At 70.0% G+C, this 17,229-nt stretch carries 11 protein-coding genes; 8 read left to right on the top strand and 3 right to left on the bottom strand.

What is annotated here, in order from left to right; translation table 11 throughout:
• Nucleotides 1-8: 8 nt before the first annotated feature.
• The 3 genes from HUA78_RS25660 to HUA78_RS25650 form a co-directional block, all read right to left on the bottom strand.
• Nucleotides 9-1,334, bottom strand: a complete 1,326-nt coding sequence (locus tag HUA78_RS25660) for a thrombospondin type 3 repeat-containing protein (RefSeq protein ID WP_174477361.1) — start codon at nucleotides 1,332-1,334, stop codon at nucleotides 9-11.
• A gap of 170 nt (nucleotides 1,335-1,504) precedes the next feature.
• Nucleotides 1,505-3,100 (bottom strand): thrombospondin type 3 repeat-containing protein, encoded by a 1,596-nt coding sequence (locus tag HUA78_RS25655; RefSeq protein WP_174477360.1) that lies wholly within the window; start codon nucleotides 3,098-3,100, stop codon nucleotides 1,505-1,507.
• 143 nt (nucleotides 3,101-3,243) lie between these two features.
• Nucleotides 3,244-5,544 (bottom strand): MtsA protein, encoded by a 2,301-nt coding sequence (locus HUA78_RS25650; protein WP_174477412.1) that lies wholly within the window; start codon nucleotides 5,542-5,544, stop codon nucleotides 3,244-3,246.
• A 318-nt stretch (nucleotides 5,545-5,862) separates the two neighbouring features.
• On the opposite strand from HUA78_RS25650, the gene HUA78_RS25645 reads away from it, so the two are divergent.
• From HUA78_RS25645 to HUA78_RS25610, 8 genes are read left to right on the top strand one after another with little or no spacing between them, the layout of a single operon-like run.
• Nucleotides 5,863-6,240, top strand: a complete 378-nt coding sequence (locus tag HUA78_RS25645) for a hypothetical protein (RefSeq protein WP_246137093.1) — start codon at nucleotides 5,863-5,865, stop codon at nucleotides 6,238-6,240.
• Between the two features lie 39 nt (nucleotides 6,241-6,279).
• Nucleotides 6,280-8,490 carry an AgmX/PglI C-terminal domain-containing protein gene (locus HUA78_RS25640; RefSeq protein WP_174477359.1) on the top strand — a complete coding sequence of 737 codons (2,211 nt, stop codon included), beginning with the start codon at nucleotides 6,280-6,282 and terminating at the stop codon, nucleotides 8,488-8,490.
• 53 nt (nucleotides 8,491-8,543) lie between these two features.
• A complete protein-coding gene (locus tag HUA78_RS25635; RefSeq protein WP_141641918.1) occupies nucleotides 8,544-9,179 on the top strand; it encodes an outer membrane beta-barrel domain-containing protein in 636 nt (211 codons plus the stop codon).
• Nucleotides 9,176-10,837, top strand: coding sequence for a hypothetical protein (locus tag HUA78_RS25630; protein ID WP_174477358.1), 1,662 nt, complete (start codon nucleotides 9,176-9,178; stop codon nucleotides 10,835-10,837). The genes HUA78_RS25635 and HUA78_RS25630 overlap by 4 nt, the downstream gene beginning before the upstream one ends.
• Complete coding sequence (locus HUA78_RS25625) at nucleotides 10,834-14,109, top strand: tetratricopeptide repeat protein (protein ID WP_174454731.1); 3,276 nt, start codon at nucleotides 10,834-10,836, stop codon at nucleotides 14,107-14,109. The genes HUA78_RS25630 and HUA78_RS25625 overlap by 4 nt, the downstream gene beginning before the upstream one ends.
• Nucleotides 14,106-14,624, top strand: coding sequence for a hypothetical protein (locus tag HUA78_RS25620; protein ID WP_174454730.1), 519 nt, complete (start codon nucleotides 14,106-14,108; stop codon nucleotides 14,622-14,624). The genes HUA78_RS25625 and HUA78_RS25620 overlap by 4 nt, the downstream gene beginning before the upstream one ends.
• Nucleotides 14,621-15,259, top strand: coding sequence for a hypothetical protein (locus HUA78_RS25615; RefSeq protein WP_141641922.1), 639 nt, complete (start codon nucleotides 14,621-14,623; stop codon nucleotides 15,257-15,259). Before HUA78_RS25620 ends, HUA78_RS25615 begins: the two co-directional genes overlap by 4 nt.
• Nucleotides 15,259-17,178, top strand: coding sequence for a tetratricopeptide repeat protein (locus tag HUA78_RS25610; protein ID WP_174454729.1), 1,920 nt, complete (start codon nucleotides 15,259-15,261; stop codon nucleotides 17,176-17,178). Before HUA78_RS25615 ends, HUA78_RS25610 begins: the two co-directional genes overlap by 1 nt.
• Nucleotides 17,179-17,229: the final 51 nt, after the last annotated feature.

The following is a 17,229-nucleotide window of genomic DNA, read 5'->3' as shown; positions in this document are numbered from 1 at the left end:
GATGAGATTTACTGCTCGCGGCGGCGGCGGCGCATCAGGACGCCCAGCAGCGCGGCGCCCAGAGCCGTGGCGCTGAAGCCCGCGGGCACGGAGTTGCAGTTCGGACCGTCTTCGTCACCCTCGCCCACCGTCAGCACCAGGGTGGACGTGGCGACGCGGCTGTCCGGGAAGACGCGGTCGGCGAAGGCCAGGCGGGCCTCCACGGTCAGCTCGTACGTGCCCTCGGTGTCCGGCACGAAGTTGGGAACGCTGCCGTCCACGTAGGAGTACTGCCAGTTGCGGCTGAGCGTCACCGCGCCCTGGGGGTTCTCCACCACGGAGTTGGAGCCATCGGGGCGCCGGGTCACCGTCCAGCGGTACTCCATGGCCGCGCCGTTGCGGTTGGCGAACAGCGGCGGACGCAGCGTCTCACCCGACTTCGACAGGCGCATGGTGCCGCCGGCGCTGACCGTGAAGGGGGACTTCGGGTCCAGGCACTTGTCCTTCTGGGTGGGGTCCACCACGAGGCAGTAGAGCCGGTCGCACGCGTCGCCCAGGCCGTCGCGGTCGTCGTCCGCCTGCTCGCGGTTGGCGACGTCACGGCAGTTGTCGACCTCGTTGAGGATGCTGTCGTCATCGGCGTCCGGGTCGCACGCATCGCCCAGGCCGTCGTTGTCCTTGTCGGACTGGTCGGGGTTGGCGAGCCCGGGGCAGTTGTCGCCGTTGTCGGAGATGTTGTCGGCGTCCGCGTCCACGCGGCACTGGCTGCCATCCGTCGGCATCACCTGGTCCGGGTTGGACCGACGCGGGCAGTTGTCCGCGCCATCCGCCACGTTGTCGTTGTCATCGTCCGAGTCACAGACGTCGCCGGCGCGGTCGGCATCCAGGTCGGACTGGTCCACGTTCGGAATCAGCGAGCAGTTGTCCTGCTCGTTCGCCACGCCGTCGTTGTCCCGGTCCGTGTCGCAGTCATCGCCCTGGCCATCGCCGTCGGCGTCGCGCTGCTGGAAGTTGGAGAGCGTGGAGCAGTTGTCGCAGACATTGCCCACGCCGTCGCCGTCGCCGTCCGTCTGGTCACGGTTGGAGGCGAACGGGCAGTTGTCCCGGTCGTCCGCGCGGCCGTCGCCGTCCGCGTCATCCGTGTACGACAGCGTGTCGCCGTCATCCGTGTAGTTCACCCACACGGAGCCGCAACCACAGCCACAACCTCCACCCACCTCCTGTGGGCGGCCGCAGCTATCGCCGAGGCATTCCGGGTTGTCAGGGTTGTCGTTGTTCTGCGCCTGGGCAGTGCCAGGGTTCACGACGAGGAAGGCCCCGAGCAGCAGCGCGGGAGCGAGACGAACGAGTGTCATGGTGACTCCTTTCAGCCCCGGGCCATTAGCAAGAGACGATCCGCACCCTTGCCTGAAGTAAATTCCAACAGTTTCAGGCACTTGTGCGCGGCGCATCAGGCTGTGGACCGGAGAGTGTGGGGGGCACTCCCCAGTCCGAACGAGGGGTAGACCCCTCATTCGCGGGTGGATCACGTTCCGAGGATGAAGGCCTCTGGGTCGAGGGGGAGGATGCCCGAGGGGGTACGTCCCTCGTCCTTGTCGTACTGGATGGGCTGGATGAGCAGCGAGCCGATGCCCGCGCCGCGCGGGTCATTGTCCCGGCCGGCCTGGAGGTAGAGGTACACCTCGTTGGTGCCCGCGGGGATGACCTCGCCGGGGATGAGCGGGTGGGGCCGCTCGCGCGTCGCGACGAGGGAGATGTTCTCCACGCGCGTCGCGTAGCAGATGCGGCCGTCGACGGTGGGGTCCGTCTCCACCAGGTCGTAGCCGTAGCCGCGCTCGCGGTGGAAGTCGAGGTCGGCGCTGAGCGGGTCTCCGTGGGCTTCAATCTCCGCGATGTTCGTCAGCCCGTCGCGGTCCGAGTCGAGCAGGTCCTCCGGCACGAGCGGGTTGGTCTGCGACAGGGCCTCCACCAGGTCCGGAAGGGTGTCGCCGTCGGTGTCGCCGATGCAGGGGTTGGTGCCCAGCACGCGCTCCTCGCAGGTGTTGAGCCGGTCGCCATCGTCGTCCAGGGAGATGCTGCAGCCGTTGATGACGTCGGGTATCAGCGGATCCAACCCGACGCGCACCTCCAGGCCATCCATCAGTCCGTCCTGGTCCGAGTCGAGCTGCAGCGGGTCCGTGCCGAGCGCGTCCTCGTCCACGTCGGGCAGGCCGTCACCGTCGCTGTCGGCGAGCACCTGGCCTGCACGCACCGCCACGTTGCGGTTGAAGGCGAGGAAGCGCTTGAGCTTGAGGGTGTTCGTGCGCGCGGCGTACTTCAGCCCGGTGAGGGTGCCGGGCAGCCCCGCGGCGTCCGTCTCGATGGGCTCGGTGCCGCCAGCATGGGCGATGGCCGCGACATGCGCGCGGGTGGCCGGGTCCGGCACGGCGCCTCGGACATAGATGGGCTGCACCACCACCTCGCCCGCGCCGTACTGCTGGGCCAGCGCCTTGATTTCGCCGGTGACGGCGGTGAGCTCGCACTCGCTGCAGGCGACCTTGTCCGTCAGCGCGTTGCAGGCCGCGTCCAGGCCGATGTTGAAGGCCGGGTTGGAGCAACTGGTGTCCTGGCTGCGCACCACGACGACCACCATGTAACGCGTGCGGGCCACCTCGCCGCGACACGCCGTCTGCATGTCGCCGGACAACAGCGTCTTCCCCAACCGCAGCGAGGAGCGGACGCTGATGGGCCCCGACTCTTGATAGGTGGCGTAGCGCGGGAGCGCGGCCTGGAAGTCCGCCGCGTCGGAGAAGCCGCCCAGGATGCCGGTGGCCACCGAGTGGTAGGCGACGAGGCCGAACTTCACGAACGGGCCGGAGAAGCGGCTGGAGAGCGTGGACAGGCCGTCGGTGGCATAGCCCACGATTTCGGTCTCCACGCCCTCGCCTCCCTGCAGCGCGAAGACGACCTTGGTGGGAAACGCGTCGCCGCCCGCGAGCGGAACACAGACAGTGCCGGAGAAGTTGGCGCGGTCACCTTGGTTGGCCCCACGCCCGTCGATGGCATAGAGACCCGCGTCGGAGCAGGACAGGAGCAGAATCGGGAGTAGCAGCGGCCACGCGGAGCGCGGAAGGGGGCGCATCGGATGGATTGTAGACCCCAGCCCCCCACGGCAACGCAAGTGACAGCGGTGTCCGCGTCGAATTCTTCAGACGCCTGCACACACCGCGGGCCGTAATTTCGCCCCGCCACGGAACGCCGGACGCGCCGCGTTCCGACGCGTGCTCACAATGTGAGCAGGAAGGCGAGCACGTCGTCCCGCTCCTCGGGGCTGAAGGCGCGCGCATCACCGTGCGCGGGCCCGGCCGTCTCCAGCACCGTCCTCAAGGGGAAGCGCGTGTCCACCACCAGCCGGCCATCCTTCACCGCGTAACCCGCGGTGGCGCTCGTGAGCAGCGGCCACATGTCCCACGTGCCCACCAGCGACGGCGGCGCCGCGCCCACCACCAGGTCCTGCTGCTCGATGCGCAGCGGCAGGGCCACGGGAGTGCCCACGTCCAGGTACTGGCCTCGCGTCCGGGCGTCCTGGTCCAACGTGTAGAGCGGCGCGGGATGGCACGCCAGACAGCCGCCCCGCCCCTCGAACAACGCGCGCCCCCGCGCGGGACGACCCACATGTCCATCCGGGAGCGTCACCGACTCCAGCGGCGCGCCATCCTCGCCCCGGTACGGGTTGGGTGGCGTCACCATCAGCGACGTATAGAGGGTGAGCGCCTCGACTTCGGAGGGGGACGGGTCCGGGTTGTGGAAGCGGTTGCGTCCGCCCACGAAGCTCGCCGTCTCCGCCAGGTTGTGCTGGCTGGCGGGCGTGAAGAAGGGCGGCGTGTCACGGCTGCCCAGCACGGTGGGCGAGCGGTAGATGCGATTGGGCCGCGTCTTCTCGTAGAAGACCCCGCCGGTGTGTCCCTCGATGTGACAGCCGTCGCAGGTGATGCCGGTGCGTCCCAGGTCCGCGTAATAGAGGACCTGTCCCAACTGGCGCTTGGCCTGCGCGCGCGTCACCACCACCGGGAGCCGCCGCGTCACCACCCCCTGCCGCCCCTTGCGCGCGTCGCGCACGTCCACCACCGCCACCTCGCGGCTGAAGCGATTGAGGACATAGAGGGTGGCGCCGTCGGGAGAGAGCACCAGTGAGCGCGGCCCGGAGTGCAGCTCCTCGCCCGCACGTCCCTTCGTCGAGAAGTCCCCGGCCGGACGGATGCGCGGCATGTCCGCGGGCGGCGTCAGCGAAACCTTCTGAAGCACCGCGCCGCGCGCCACCGTGTCGTCGCTGGAAACCAGCGCCCGGGCGTCAATCACCCGCACCCAGCCGATGCCCACGTCCGCCGCGTAGAGCAGCTCCGTGGCCTCGTCGAGCGCCAGACCCTCCGTCACTCCCGCGCCGAAGCCCCGGTGTCTCACATAGTCGCCACGCGCCGGGTCGATGACGGCCACGCCGCTGTTGTTGCTCACCTCCATGCGCTGGGGATTGGGCCCGACATTGGGGCCCAGGCTCGCCATGAAGAGGCGGCCCAGCTTCTGGCTCGCGACGAGCGCGCGAGGCGCCTTTCCCCCCATCACCTGCGCGCGGAAGCGCTCCGTGTTGCCGCCGACGATGGCCACTCCAGGCCCGGGCACCACGGTGAACGCGCGCGCGCCGTCCTCCTGACGCAAGAGTTCCAGTTGCCCCGTCTGGAGGCTGCCCACCGCCAGCAGGTCCTTCCATCGGGCGAGCGCGCGCGGATTGGGGTCCACCGGCGCGGCCCAGCGCTCGCGTCCATCCTCGAGCGAGACAGCCCGCACCGTGTCCCTCACCTGCTCCGCGATGAAGGCCACGCCACGCGCGCCATCCACCTCCAGGCCGGAGGCGCCCAGGGGCGCGGGCAACACCCGAGGCTCGCTCTTGGAGTCCAGCGCGAACACGCGCAGCTCCGGCTGGTAGCGATGGACCACGCCGAGGAAGGACCGGCCGCGCGCATCCTTCCACGTCGCCAGCGCGGAGGGCCCGTCCCCCACCGCCAGCCGCTCCACGCGACCCGAGCCCACGTCCAGGGAGTACACCGTGTCCGTGGGCGGCGAGACGACGAACAGCGTGCGCCCATCCGGCGACGCCACCATCCCCAGCAGGTCGGGAAAGGCGCTGTCATTCACCAGCGTGAGGGGGGCGCTCCCCTCGACAGGCGCGCCCCCGTCCGCCACCAGCCGGACCTCCACCACCACCTGGGGCAGGTCCTCCGGCAGCGCCAGCCCCGCGGGCAGCCGGGCGAAGGCATGGCCCGAGTCGACCACCGTCAACGGCAGCTCGCGTGACAGTGGTGGACCGAGTGACAAACGCAATCCCGCTACCAGCCTCGCGCCCTGGATGGACAGGGGCTGGGAGGTCTCATTGCTGGTGAGCCGGGGGCCCACCGAATCGAGCCTCGGCGCCGTTCCCGAGGAGGGGGGCGCGGAGGACCCGGGAGGCGCGGATGTGCGTCCGCCCCGCGTGCTCAGGCGGTAGCCCACAAACCCGGCGGCGCTCCACAGCGCCACGCCCACCGCCAGCATTGCCCACTTGCGCGCCGCGCTCGTCACGTCGTGTCCCGGTGCCTTTCGCGAGAAAGCATCCTCCCTCCTCTCGCGCGAGGCCACGAGGATTCTCCCCGTGCCCGCCCGGTTGGACAGCGACTTCAGACACGGAGCGGCACGACATCTTTCCGCTCGGCCGGCAACGAGCAAGTGCTGTCGTGGAGCACGCGCCCCACATGGGGTGGAGTGCCCCCCACACCTGTTGACCGACGTCTCACGAACAGCCCTGGAGTGTGCGTTGACAGGTCCATACACGCATCGCTTAACCTGTTGATGATGCGACGCTTCCTCCTCTGCATGGCCGTCGCCCAGCTCCTCGGCATCGGTACGCTGTTCATCCCGAGCGACGCCTGGGCCCAGGGCCGCGGCCGTTCCGCGAAATCGGCGAAGTCGAAGGCTGGCAAGAAGTCCAGTGCCAAGGCCCCGCCGAAAATTGAAACCAAGAGCGCGCCCGTGACGGACCCGGTGACGGGCGAGTCGGAGGCCGCCACTTCCTCGGCGCCGCCGCAGCGCGGCCCGTCCCGCATCGACTTCGACGACCGGCTCATCCAGGGCCAGACGAACAAGTCGGGCGCCGTCTATCTCTATGACCGCAAGGAGCTGAAGACGCGGTCGATGATCCGCGAGCGCGACAGCTTCCGCGCCGAAACGCTCGCCACGGTGTACGACCAGTAGGGCAGCACCGCCCACCAGCCCTTGAAGGGAGCGTCACCGTTGAGCGGCCAGCCCAGCGTCCTGCAAGTCGTCATCCTCCGCGACGGACTCCTCGTTGGGACGGAAGTCTTCGTCCCCGGCACGTATGCGCTCGGTTCAGACCCGTCCGCGGACCTGAGGCTGGAAGACCCGGCCGTGGAGCCGCGCCACGCGCTGCTCTATTTCCAGAACGGACGCGCGGCCATCCAGGACGCGGGCACCGCCACGGGCCTGTTCGTCAACGGCCACCGCGTCACCGCGTGCGAGATTCGCTCCGTGGACGAGGTGCTGTGCGGACCGTTCGTCCTCAAGACGCGCGTGCTGGCGCAGAAGCCCCACGAGGCCAAGCCGCAGCCTCCGCCGGAGGTCGCCGCGCTGTTCGGCACGCCGCAGCCCGCGCCGCCTCCCCCCGCGCAGCAGGCCGCGCCCGTGCGCCAGCTCCGCCCCGCCACCGCGCCCGCGCAGCCACTGGCCACCACCGTGCCCGCGATTCGCGCCGTGCCACAGCAGCAGGCCCATCCGGCGCAAGCGGCGACGCAGGCCATCTATCCGCAGCAGTCCGCCGCGCCCGCCATGGTCCCCCTGCCGGCGCCCGTCGCGCACGCGCCGCAGGCCTCCGTCAACGCCCAGGCCCACGTGGCCGCCGCGCCGCGGCCCGTGCCGATGCAGGCCCCCCAGCCCGTGCCCGCCGGCACCGTGCCGTCCGTGCGCCGCCGCGTGACGCAGGAGCCTCCGCAGGCCGCGAACACGGGCATGCTGTTCGCGGATGATCTGCTAGCGGACGTCGCGTTGGAGCCGCTGCCCGCGCCGCAAGGGCCGCTGCTCCAGGAGCCGCGCGTCACCGCGTCCAGGCCCACGCATGCGCCGCGCCTGGACCCGGGCAAGGGCACGCCCCAGCTCTACCTGGAGCTCTACTGGGGCACCATCCGCCGCGACGCGCGCCGCTTCAAGCCGGACAAGAAGCAGCCGGTGAAGGCGTCGCTGGACCTCCCCGACGCGATGCCGCTGTGGGGCTTCACGCTGCCGGAGAGCACCGGGCCCTTCACCCTGGCCGAGTCGGCCAACGGCGCCTTCCGCCTCTTCGTGCCTCCTGGCACCGAGGTGGAGAAGAGCGGCAATGACGGCCGCTTCACCCCCGTCACCGGCGCGGCGCTGGAGTCCGACGGCAGCCGCCGCTTCATCACGCTGCGCGAGGGCGTGGGCGCCCGGCTGACGCAGGGCCAGATGTCGCTGGTGGCCTACGCCGCCCCCATCCCCACGCGCGTGTTCGTCAACCCGCTCAAGGGCCTGCCGTGGCTGGCGATGATGTGCTTCCTGCTCTTCGCGTCGGGGATGGGCGCCTTCATCGCGCTCAAGCCGCCCACGCCGGAGACGGCGGACTTCACCCAGAAGAGCCTGCCGCCCGTCGCGCTGCGCCTCATCGCCCCCGAGCCGAAGAAGAAGGAAGAGGCGAAGCAGAAGCTGGAGGCCATCAAGAAGAAGGCCCCACCGAAGGAGAAGGTCGCGGAGAAGGCGCCGCCCAAGCCGGTGGAGAAGGCACCGCCTCCGCCCAAGGAGCAGCCCAAGGCCGTGGCCGCCGCGCCCGCTGAGAACAAGGCGCTCAAGGCGCTGGCGAAGCTGTCCGCCGCCGGGCCCGCCACCAATGACCTGCTCGCCGCCGTGGACAAGCTGGGCAGCGGCCCGGGCAGCAAGAACGTGAAGAACTCCAACTACAAGCTGTCGGGCCTCATCGGAAAGGCGCCCATCGCCAACGCGGGCCTGGGCACGTTCGGCCTGGGCGGCGGCGGCAAGGGCGGCGGCGCGACGCTGGGCGCGGAGCTTCTGCGCGGCAAGGGCGGCGGCGGAATCGGCGCGCTGGGCGCGGGCTCGGTGGGCAAGGGGAAGGTCGGCGGCACCGTCACGCGCGCCACCGCTCGCAGCATCGCCTCCACCCAGGGCACCGTGGACCGCGAGGCCGTGGCCCGCGTCATCAACAGCCACCTGAACGAAGTGCACGGTTGCTATGAGCGCGCGCTGCTCAAGGATCCGGGCCTCGCCGGCAAGGTGGTGCTGGAGTGGACCATCGGCGCCAACGGCCGCGTGGCCGCGGCGAAGACGAAGTCCTCCACGTTGCGCAATGCCTCCGTCGAGGCCTGCATCCTCACCAATCTGAAGTCCTGGACCTTCCCCGCCCCCAAGGGCGGCGTGGTCATCATCACCTACCCGTTCCTCTTCAACTCCGTCGGCTACTGACGCGGGCCCCCCACCCGCGTTTCGTTCCGCTCATCCGCCAGGAAGCCCCCACCGTGCGATACGCCCTGCTCATTCTCTTGTTCCTGGCGCCCGGCCTTGCCCGCGCCCAGGCCGAGGCGCTCGAGAATCCCGGCGCCGTCTCCGCCATCCAGGAGCGGCAGTACCGGATGAATCACGAGCTGTACCTCGGGGTCGGCGTGCTGCCGGCCGACGCCTTCTACAAGGGCCTCACTGGAAGCGTCTCGTACACGTACCACTTCAGCGACACGTTCGCGTGGCAGGTGGGCCGCGGCACGTACAGCTACAACATCCAGACGTCGCTGCGCCGGCAGCTCGAGCGCGACTTCGACGTGGCCCCCACCGCCTCCGCGTTCGAGGACCAGGTGCAGTGGATGGTGGGCTCGGACCTCGTCTGGAGCCCGCTCTACGGCAAGACGGCCGTGCTCAACAGCTCCGTGCTGCACTTCGAGGCGTTCCTGCTCGGCGGCGGCACGGTGGTGAAGATTGACCGGCAGGACGGCTTCCGCCCCGCCATCAACCTGGGCCTGGGCGTGCGCATGTTCTCCGGCAAGACGCTGTCGTTCCGGCTCGACGTGACGAACAACGTCGTGTTCGCGGGTGCCTCCCGCATCATCAATGTCCCCGTGGTCCAGCTCGGTACCGCGTTCAACTTCGGCGCCACGGAATGACCCCCCGCTCACTTATCGCCGCGCTCGCCAGCGCCGCGCTCGTCGTGTCTCCAGCGACGGCTCCCGCCCAGTCTGGCGGTGGCTCGCTGCCCATGCCGCCACCTCCTTCCGGCGCGAAGGCCACGCCCGGCGCCGCCGCCAGACCCGCGACGGGCTCCCCCGCTCCGACCGCGAAGCCCGCCGAGTCCGGTGCACCCGCGCCGGCCGCCAGCGCCGAGGGCGCGCCCGCGGCTGCCGCGTCCGACAAGAAGCCGGAGGCCGCCGCCGAGGCGCCGCCGCCCGTGCCGCAGAAGGTGGACCCGGCCATCTTCGACCAGGCGCTGCAGGACTACTTCGACGGCAAGCCGCGCGACGCCGCGGGTCCCCTCTACGCGTGGCTCCAGGCCGCGCCCAAGACGGACGACAACTACGCCTGGGCGCAGTACTTCCTCGCCCGGAGCCTCATCGACCTGGGCCTGACGCACGCGGGCGCGTCGTATCTGGCGCGCATCGCCCGTGAGCGCTCCAACCCGAACGTCATCCCCCGCGCGCTCGACACGCTGAAGGAGCTGACGGACCGGCCGCACGACGACGTGATGATCGACGAGCAGGTCTTCGGCGCGCTCGACCTGGGCTTCCTCCCGGAAGACACGGGCGCGTACGCGCACTATCAGCAGGGCCTCGTCGACCTGCGCGTGGGCAACGAGCGCTGGGCCAACACGCACTTCGCCAAGCTGTCGGAGACGAGCGCCGAGGCCAGCCGCGCGAAGTTCGCGCTGCTCGTCACCCGGCTCAAGCAGGTGAAGGAGCCCTCCGAGGAGCTCATCGCGGACTTCCTGGGCCTGTCCAAGGACGAGAAGCTCACGCGCGAGGCGCGCAACGAGGCGGCGCTCGCGGTGGCCCGCCTGCGCTACGAGCGGCTGGACTACACGGGCGCGCTGGAGGCGTACAACCTGGTGAAGCTGCCGGAGCTGGACCCGGGCCGCGCCAGCCTCTACCTGGAGGAAGCGTGGACCCGCTACAAGCTGGGTGAGCCGCGTGCGTCGCTGGGCATCCTCACCACCCTGGACGCTCCGTCGTTCCGCGACGAGTTCCTGCCGGACAAGTACCTGCTGCGCGCCCTCATCTACCGCGACCTCTGCCACTACCTGCCCGCCAAGCGCGCGGCGAAGGAGCTGACGCGCAGGTTCGCGGACTCGCTGGAGGCGGTGCGCAACCGCGACGACCTCACCCAGGACCTCCGCCTGCGCCGCGCGGCCAACTCGCACGGTGGCACCCAGCGCGCCTCGCGCTTCGTGGAGACGCTGGACCTGGAGGGCGAGCGCCTGGGCCGCTACGCCGGCAGCTTCGGCGACCGGCTCTTCTCGCACCTGACGAAGCTGTACGACTTGTCTCGCGCCGAGGCCGTGCGCGTGTACGACGCGCGACTGGCGGAGGCCGTGCGCCAGGAGGCGGACACGCTCCTGCGCGCCGCGGAGCAGGTGCGACTGATGGAATACGAAGTGGGACTGAAGCTGTACGAGCGCGTGAAGAAGGGCGCGAAAATCGTGGCGCCCGAGGATGAACAACTCCTGACGCCCGACAGCGTCGCCTTCCGCTTCGACGGCGAATACTGGAACGACGAGCTCAAGTCGTACCGGGTCAGCATCGAGAGCCGCTGCATCGAGGAGACCCCATGACCGGCCCCCTGACCGGCCTGATTACCGCCGCCCTGCTCGCGGCGTCCCCTGGAGGCACGGGCCGCGCGGCGGGCCCCGGCCTCAATCCGATGGTCTCGAAGGCGAAGGAGCGCGACGAGTTCATCGCCAAGCTCAAGCGAGACATCTTCAAGGTCGACCGCGCCATCGGCGAAACGGAGAAGCTCATCTCCAAGAGCCGCAACGCGCCGTACCTGCCGGACCTCCAGTTCCGGCTCGCCGAGCTCTTCGTGGAGAAGAGCCGCTACGTGTACTACCTCCAGGCCGAGTCCCGGCCAGAGGGAGCCTCGGGCGCCATCGTCTCCCCCGAGACGCGGCTGATGAAGCAGAAGGCCGTGCAGATGTACTACCGGCTGCTGCGCGAGTACCCGGACTTCAAGGACGGGGACCAGGTGACGTTCTATCTGGCGCACGAGCAGCGAGAACTCGGGCAGTTCGACGAGATGCTCAAGACGCTCGGCGACCTGACGCGCAAGTTCCCCAACAGCCCGCTGCGGCTGGAGTCGGAGCAGATTCTCGGCGACCACTTCTTCGACAAGGCCGACCTCGTCGAGGCCGAGCGCCACTATCAGGCCATCCTGGAGGCCCCGCCCTCCCCCGTGCACGACCTGGCCCGCTACAAGATGGGCTGGATTCGCGTCAACCAGGCCAAGCACGCGGAGGCCGTCACGTTCTTCGAGGCCGCGGCCGCGAGCGCCCCCCTGCCGGGCATGGACGTGAAGAAGGCGCTCAACGTGAAGCGCGAGGCGCTGCTTGACCTCGTCTACAGCTACACGGAGGCGAAGCCCGCCAAGGGCGCGCTCAACTACTTCGAGAAGCTCAGCGAAAGCCGAGCCACCTACGCGCTGGCGCTCGACAAGCTGGGCAACCGCTACTTCATCAAGCAGCAGTACGAGTGGGCCATCCCCGCGCTGCGCAAGCTGATGGAGATTCAGCACGACCCCGAGCTGGATTTGGAGCGCGGCCAGAAGCTCTACGACGCGCTCAAGGCGTCCAAGGGCAAGGTGCTGCCGGAGCCGGAGGACCTGCGCATCCTCGTGCGCGCGGCGGTGCAGTCCAAGACCGACCCGGAGCTGTCGGAGGTCGACCGCAAGAAGCAGCTCGTGGAGCTGGAGGAGATGGGGCGCGACCTGGCCACCCTGCTCCATCTCGCGGCGCAGAAGAAGGAGGAGAAGGAGCTCTACCTGAGCACCGCCGAGGCGTACGAGGCGTACCTGAGCCTCTTCCGTCCCGACCAGTACGTGCGGCCGATGATGAAGAACCGCGCGGAGGCGCTCTTCTCCGCCAAGGACTACACGCGCGCCGCGCGTCAGTTCGAGGAGCTGGCCCGCTACGAGTCGAAGGCGAAGGACGCCAAGGGCGAGGAAGAGGCCCTCTACGCCGCGCTGCTCGCGCACTTCTCCACGCTCAAGCCGGAGGAGGCGCTCAAGCGCAACGCGTATGAAGTCGCGGACGCGCGTCAGGCGATGAAGCTGCTGGGCGCGGAGTACGTGTCGCGCTACCCCAAGAGCCCCAACGTCCTGGACGTGAAGTTCAACATCGCCCGCGCCTTCTACGAGGACGGCGACTACCCCAAGGCGGCGGAGCTGTTCACCGCCTTCGCCCTCACCCATCCGCAGCACAAGGAAGCCACCGTCGCCGGCAACCTGGCGCTGGACAGCTTGCGGCAGGTCAACGACTTCAAGGGCCTGGACGAGACGGGCAAGAAGTTCCTCACCTCGCCCCTGCCCGGCAACTTCCGCGCGGAGGTGCAGAAGATTCTCACCCAGAGCCGCGCCGAGGCGCTGGACGAGCTGGCGCTGCAGAGCGCCCAGGAGACGGGCGACGTCATCCAGGGCCTCGTGAAGGTGGCCGACGAGAACAAGAACAGCGACATCGGCGAGAAGGCCCTGTACGGCGCCTTCACGGCGGCGCGCGAGAAGCGCGACCTGCAGGCCGAGCGCGACCTGGGCGCCAAGCTGGTGCAGGACTACCCCAAGAGCCAGTACCTGTCGGACGTGCTCCTGACGCTCGGCCGGCACGCGGCGGAAGCGGCGGCGTTCGGCGAGGCGGCCACGTGGTTCGAGCAGGTGGGCCAGAAGCTGGGCGCGGACATCGCCGGCGTGGATGGGTGGCTTGCTGGCGCGCGGTTGCGCATGGCGCTGGGTGAGTACAAGGAAGCGGCCCGGAACCTCGAGACGGCGGCGGAAGTGTCGGGCGCGCGCAAGTCCGAGGTGCTGGTGCTGCTGGCCGAGGCGCGGCTGAAGGCGAAGGACTACTCGCGCGCGAAGCTCGCGGCCGACTCGGCGCTGAAGCTGGACCCGAGGAGCGCGGGCGCGGCGGCGGTGCTGGCGGAGGTGCAGGCAGTCACGGCGCCCACGGCGTCCGCGGACGCGCTGGTGGCCACGCTCACCACGGCGGTGCAGGGCCCCAACGGCCAGACGGAAGAGGCGGCCAGGGGCCTGTGGTTCCTGGGCGAGATTCTCTACCGCGGCTACAAGGACCTGCCGGCGGACAAGGTGGAGGAGAAGGTCGCCGCGCTCCAGAGCCTGGAGGGCATCTACACGCAGGCCGCGTCGCTGGGTTACCCCGAGTGGGCGGTGGCCTCGCTGTGGCGGCTGGCGCTGGCGTACGGGCACATCGCGGACGTCGTCGAGTCCACGCCGGTGCCGGGCGGCCTCTCCGCTGCGGAGTCGCAGCAGTTCCAGGCGGCGGTGAAGGAGCAGGTCGGCCCGCTGAAGACGCGCTCGGAGGAGGCATTCAAGGCGTGTCTGTCCCGCGCGGAGTCGCTGGAGGTCTTCAGCGCGGCGGTGGTGGGTTGCCGCTCGCGCGCCGAACAGGCCGCGCTGCCGGTGCCCCAGCCGGGTGCGCCCACGCAGTTGGCCGCGCTGGATGACCTGCGCAAGAAGGCCGAGCGCACGCTCAGCGTGGAGTCGCTGGAAGCGCTGGGCATGGCGTACCTGGAGGCGCGCCAGTTCGGCGTGGCGCAGCTGACGTTTGGCCGCGTCACGGAGCTCCAGGACACCAAGGCCTCGGCGCACTCGGCGCTGGGCTGGGCACTGCTCAACATGGGTGACGCCATGGGCGCGCGCGCCGCGTACGCCAAGGCGATGGACTCCGACCCCACCTACGACAAGGCGCGCCTCAACCTGGCCGCGCTGCGCTGCCGCTTCGGCGACGTGGACGGGGCGCGGCGAGACCTGGCCGTCCTCAAGGACGTGGGCTCGCTCAACGGCGCCGACGTGGACACCGCGGGCTGGAAGGCGTGCAAGTGAGCCCGCGTCTCCACCCGACGCACTCGCACGGCTTCCGGACCCTGGCGCTGGTGGCGCTGGTGGCCGGGCTGTGCGCGTGCGGCGACGAGGGCGGCGCGCTGGAAGGCAGCGTGTCGCCGTTGTTGGACCTGAAGTACAAGCGCGCGGAGGCGGTGCTGGCCGAAGGAGAGCTGTCCATCAACTTCGTCTCGCCCCAGGGCTCCGGGGTGAACACCGTGCTGAAGGTCAGCGCGCGCGTGGGGGACATGATTCCCGAGGGCTACACCGGCGGGCTCACCATCAACCTGGCCGAGGCCCTGGAGGGCGGCGCGCAGCGCGGCGTCATCGGCCGCAGCGTGCTGGACGAGCCGGCGCGCGTCTTCCCGCAGTTGGAGCGAGGCTCGCTCGTGGTGGACAACCTCCCCACGGCGCAGGGCCAGCGTGTCACCGGTGACTTCCACGTCACCTTCGTCAACGGCATCGACATCTATTCCGGCCGCACCATCTTCGGCAGCTTCGAGGCGACCGTTCCATGAAGCACATCGTCCTGCTCACCCTCCCGCTCTTCCTGGCCGCGTGCGGCCCCAGCTACGGCATGAAGGTGCCTGGCTCGCTGGTGAAGAAGCTCCCGTTTGAAGTCCGCATCGAGCTGCTGGAGGCGGAGAACGAGCTGGCGCTCGCCGTCGACAAGGTGGACGAGAACAACAACGAGATTGACCGCGCCCGCGACAACATCCGCCGCGCCCGCTCCCGCCAGGAGGCGGCGGAGGACGAGGTGGACCGCGCGACGGACGAAGTCTCGCGCGAGGTCGCGAAGCTGGCCATCGAGGAGTCCGAGGCCCGCGTGGAGTACCTGCGCGCGAAGCAGCGGCTGTCGGTGGGGTTGCGTGACGTGTCGGAGCTGGCGCGCAACTGCGCCTTCGCCAAGTTCGAGCTGGCCAAGCTGACGGCGGCCCGCAAGGCGAAGGTGGAGGGCAGCGAGGAGCTGGACCCGAAGGAGTTCGAGGAGCAGGTGGCCGAGTGCGACGCGGAGGTGAAGGAAGAGCTCGCCGACCTCTCCGAGGACCAGAAGGAAGAGAAGACGGCGCGGGAGGCTTGGGAGGCGAAGAAGACGGCCCTCGCCAAGAAGACGTTCGACGCGCGTGCCAGTCCCTACGTGGAGAACCTGTGATGACGAAAGCCGGCGTCCTAGTCCTCCAGCTGCTCACCGCCCAGACGCCTCCACCCGACGCGGCCGCGCTCGAGCGCACCGCGGCGGTGGAGAGTGCCCGGCTGCGCGCGTCTCCGGACGACGCCGATGCGCTCTATCGCCTGGGCACGGCCTTCCTCGCGCTGAACAAGCCGAAGAAGGCGGTGGAGCCGCTGAAGAAGCTGGTGGAGGTGGAGCCGGACCTGATTCCGCCCCGCCTGGCACTGGGTCGGGCGCTGAGGCTCGCGGGCGACGCGGAGGCCGCGCGCACGCTGCTGGACCAGGCCATCGCCGCGTTTCCCGAGGATGCGTCGCTGCGCTCGGAGCGGGGCCTGCTGGCCCGCGTGCTGGACGAGACGGACGTGGCCATCAGCCAGTACTCGATGGCGGTGGAGCTGGCGCCGAAGGACGCGGAGCTGCGCTTCAACCTGGGCGAGGCCCTGCAGCGCGCCAACCGCACGGACGACGCCATCGAGGCGTACCGTGAGGCGCTGAAGCTGGACTCCAAGCTGAACGTCGCCCGCGTCAACCTGGGCAAGGCCCTGGCGGAGAAGGGGCTCAACGGCGAGGCCAAGGAGACGCTGCGCGAGGCCACTCGCGAGAAGCTGGGCGACGCGGAGGCGCACTACAACCTGGGCGTCCTGCTGCTGCGCGAGAACGACTTCGACGGCGCCATCGCCGAGTACCAGCGCGCCATCGCCGCGGACCCGAAGCACGCGCGCGCGCAGAACAACCTGGGCGTGGCGCTCAACGAGAAGGGCGACCCGCGCAAGGCCACCGAGGCGTTCCTCAAGGCCATCGCCGCCGACTCGAAGTACGCGGAGGCCCACTTCAATCTGGGGCTCGCCTACTACCAGTTGGGCGACAACGTGCGCGCCACCAAGTCCTTCGAGAAGGCGCTGGTGCTGGAGCCGCGCCGGGCCAGCGGGCCGTACACGCAGCTGGGCCACCTGTACCTGGAGCAGGGCAAGAAGAAGCAGGCGGTGGAGGCCTTCAAGAAGGCCATCGAGAAGAGCACCGACGACGGGAAGAAGACGACGGAGGCGTACCAGGGCCTCGCGCGTGCGTACCTGTCGCTGGGCAAGGCCGAGGAGGCCGTGGCCACGCTGAAGACGGCGGTGGAGGCGTTCCCCAAGGACGCGGCCGCGAGGGCGGGCTACGGCGAGGCGCTGAAGGCCAAGGGTGACTTCGACGGCGCGATTGCCCAGTACGAGGAATGTGTCGCGCTGTCGCCCACGGTGGAGAACCGGTTGGCGCTGGCGGACACCTACGCGAAGAAGCGCGTGTCGGCGAAGGCACAGCCGCTCTACCTGGCGGTCCTCAAGGAGGACCCGAACCACCGCGTGGCGAAGCTGGCCCTGGCGGACCTCCTGATGGCCATGGGGGACTACGCCGGTGCGGAGACGTACCTGCGGCCCAAGGAAGGCGAGGAGGCGGACACGGCGGCGCTGGCGCGGCTGGGCATCGTCCACTCGCGACGCGGGCGTCCGGACCTGGCGGTGACGGAGCTGGAGGAAGTGGTGGCGAAGGACCCGGCGCAGATTGAAGCGCGGGCCGAGCTGGGCTTCCTGTACCTGCGCGGCGGCGACGGCGCGAAGGCGCGCAAGGTGCTGACGGACGCGCTGGCGGTGGAGCCTCGCAACGCGCTGGCGCTGCTGTACCTGGGCCACGCGCTGTACCAGCAGGGCAACGCGAAGGACGCGGAGAAGTCCTTCCGGGGTTCCTCTCAGGTGGACCCGACCTTCGCCGAGCCGCACAACGCGCTGGGGCAGTTGCTGGAAGCGTCGAAGCGGCTGGATGAGGCGAAGCAGGAGTACGAGACGGCGCTGAAGCTCCAGCCCAACCACGAGGACGCGCAGCTGTCCTTGAAGCGGCTGGGTGCATCGGCCAAGGCGGAGTAGGCGCGACGGCTCCGCCCCGTCTGGCGCGGAGCCTCGGCCCAGACGGACGAG

This window comes from Myxococcus sp. CA033 (assembly GCF_013336625.1).
In the GTDB taxonomy this organism is placed as follows: domain Bacteria; phylum Myxococcota; class Myxococcia; order Myxococcales; family Myxococcaceae; genus Myxococcus; species Myxococcus llanfairpwllgwyngyllgogerychwyrndrobwllllantysiliogogogochensis.
Note: the sequence above shows the minus strand (reverse complement) of the source record. Positions and strands in the feature narration are given on the sequence as shown.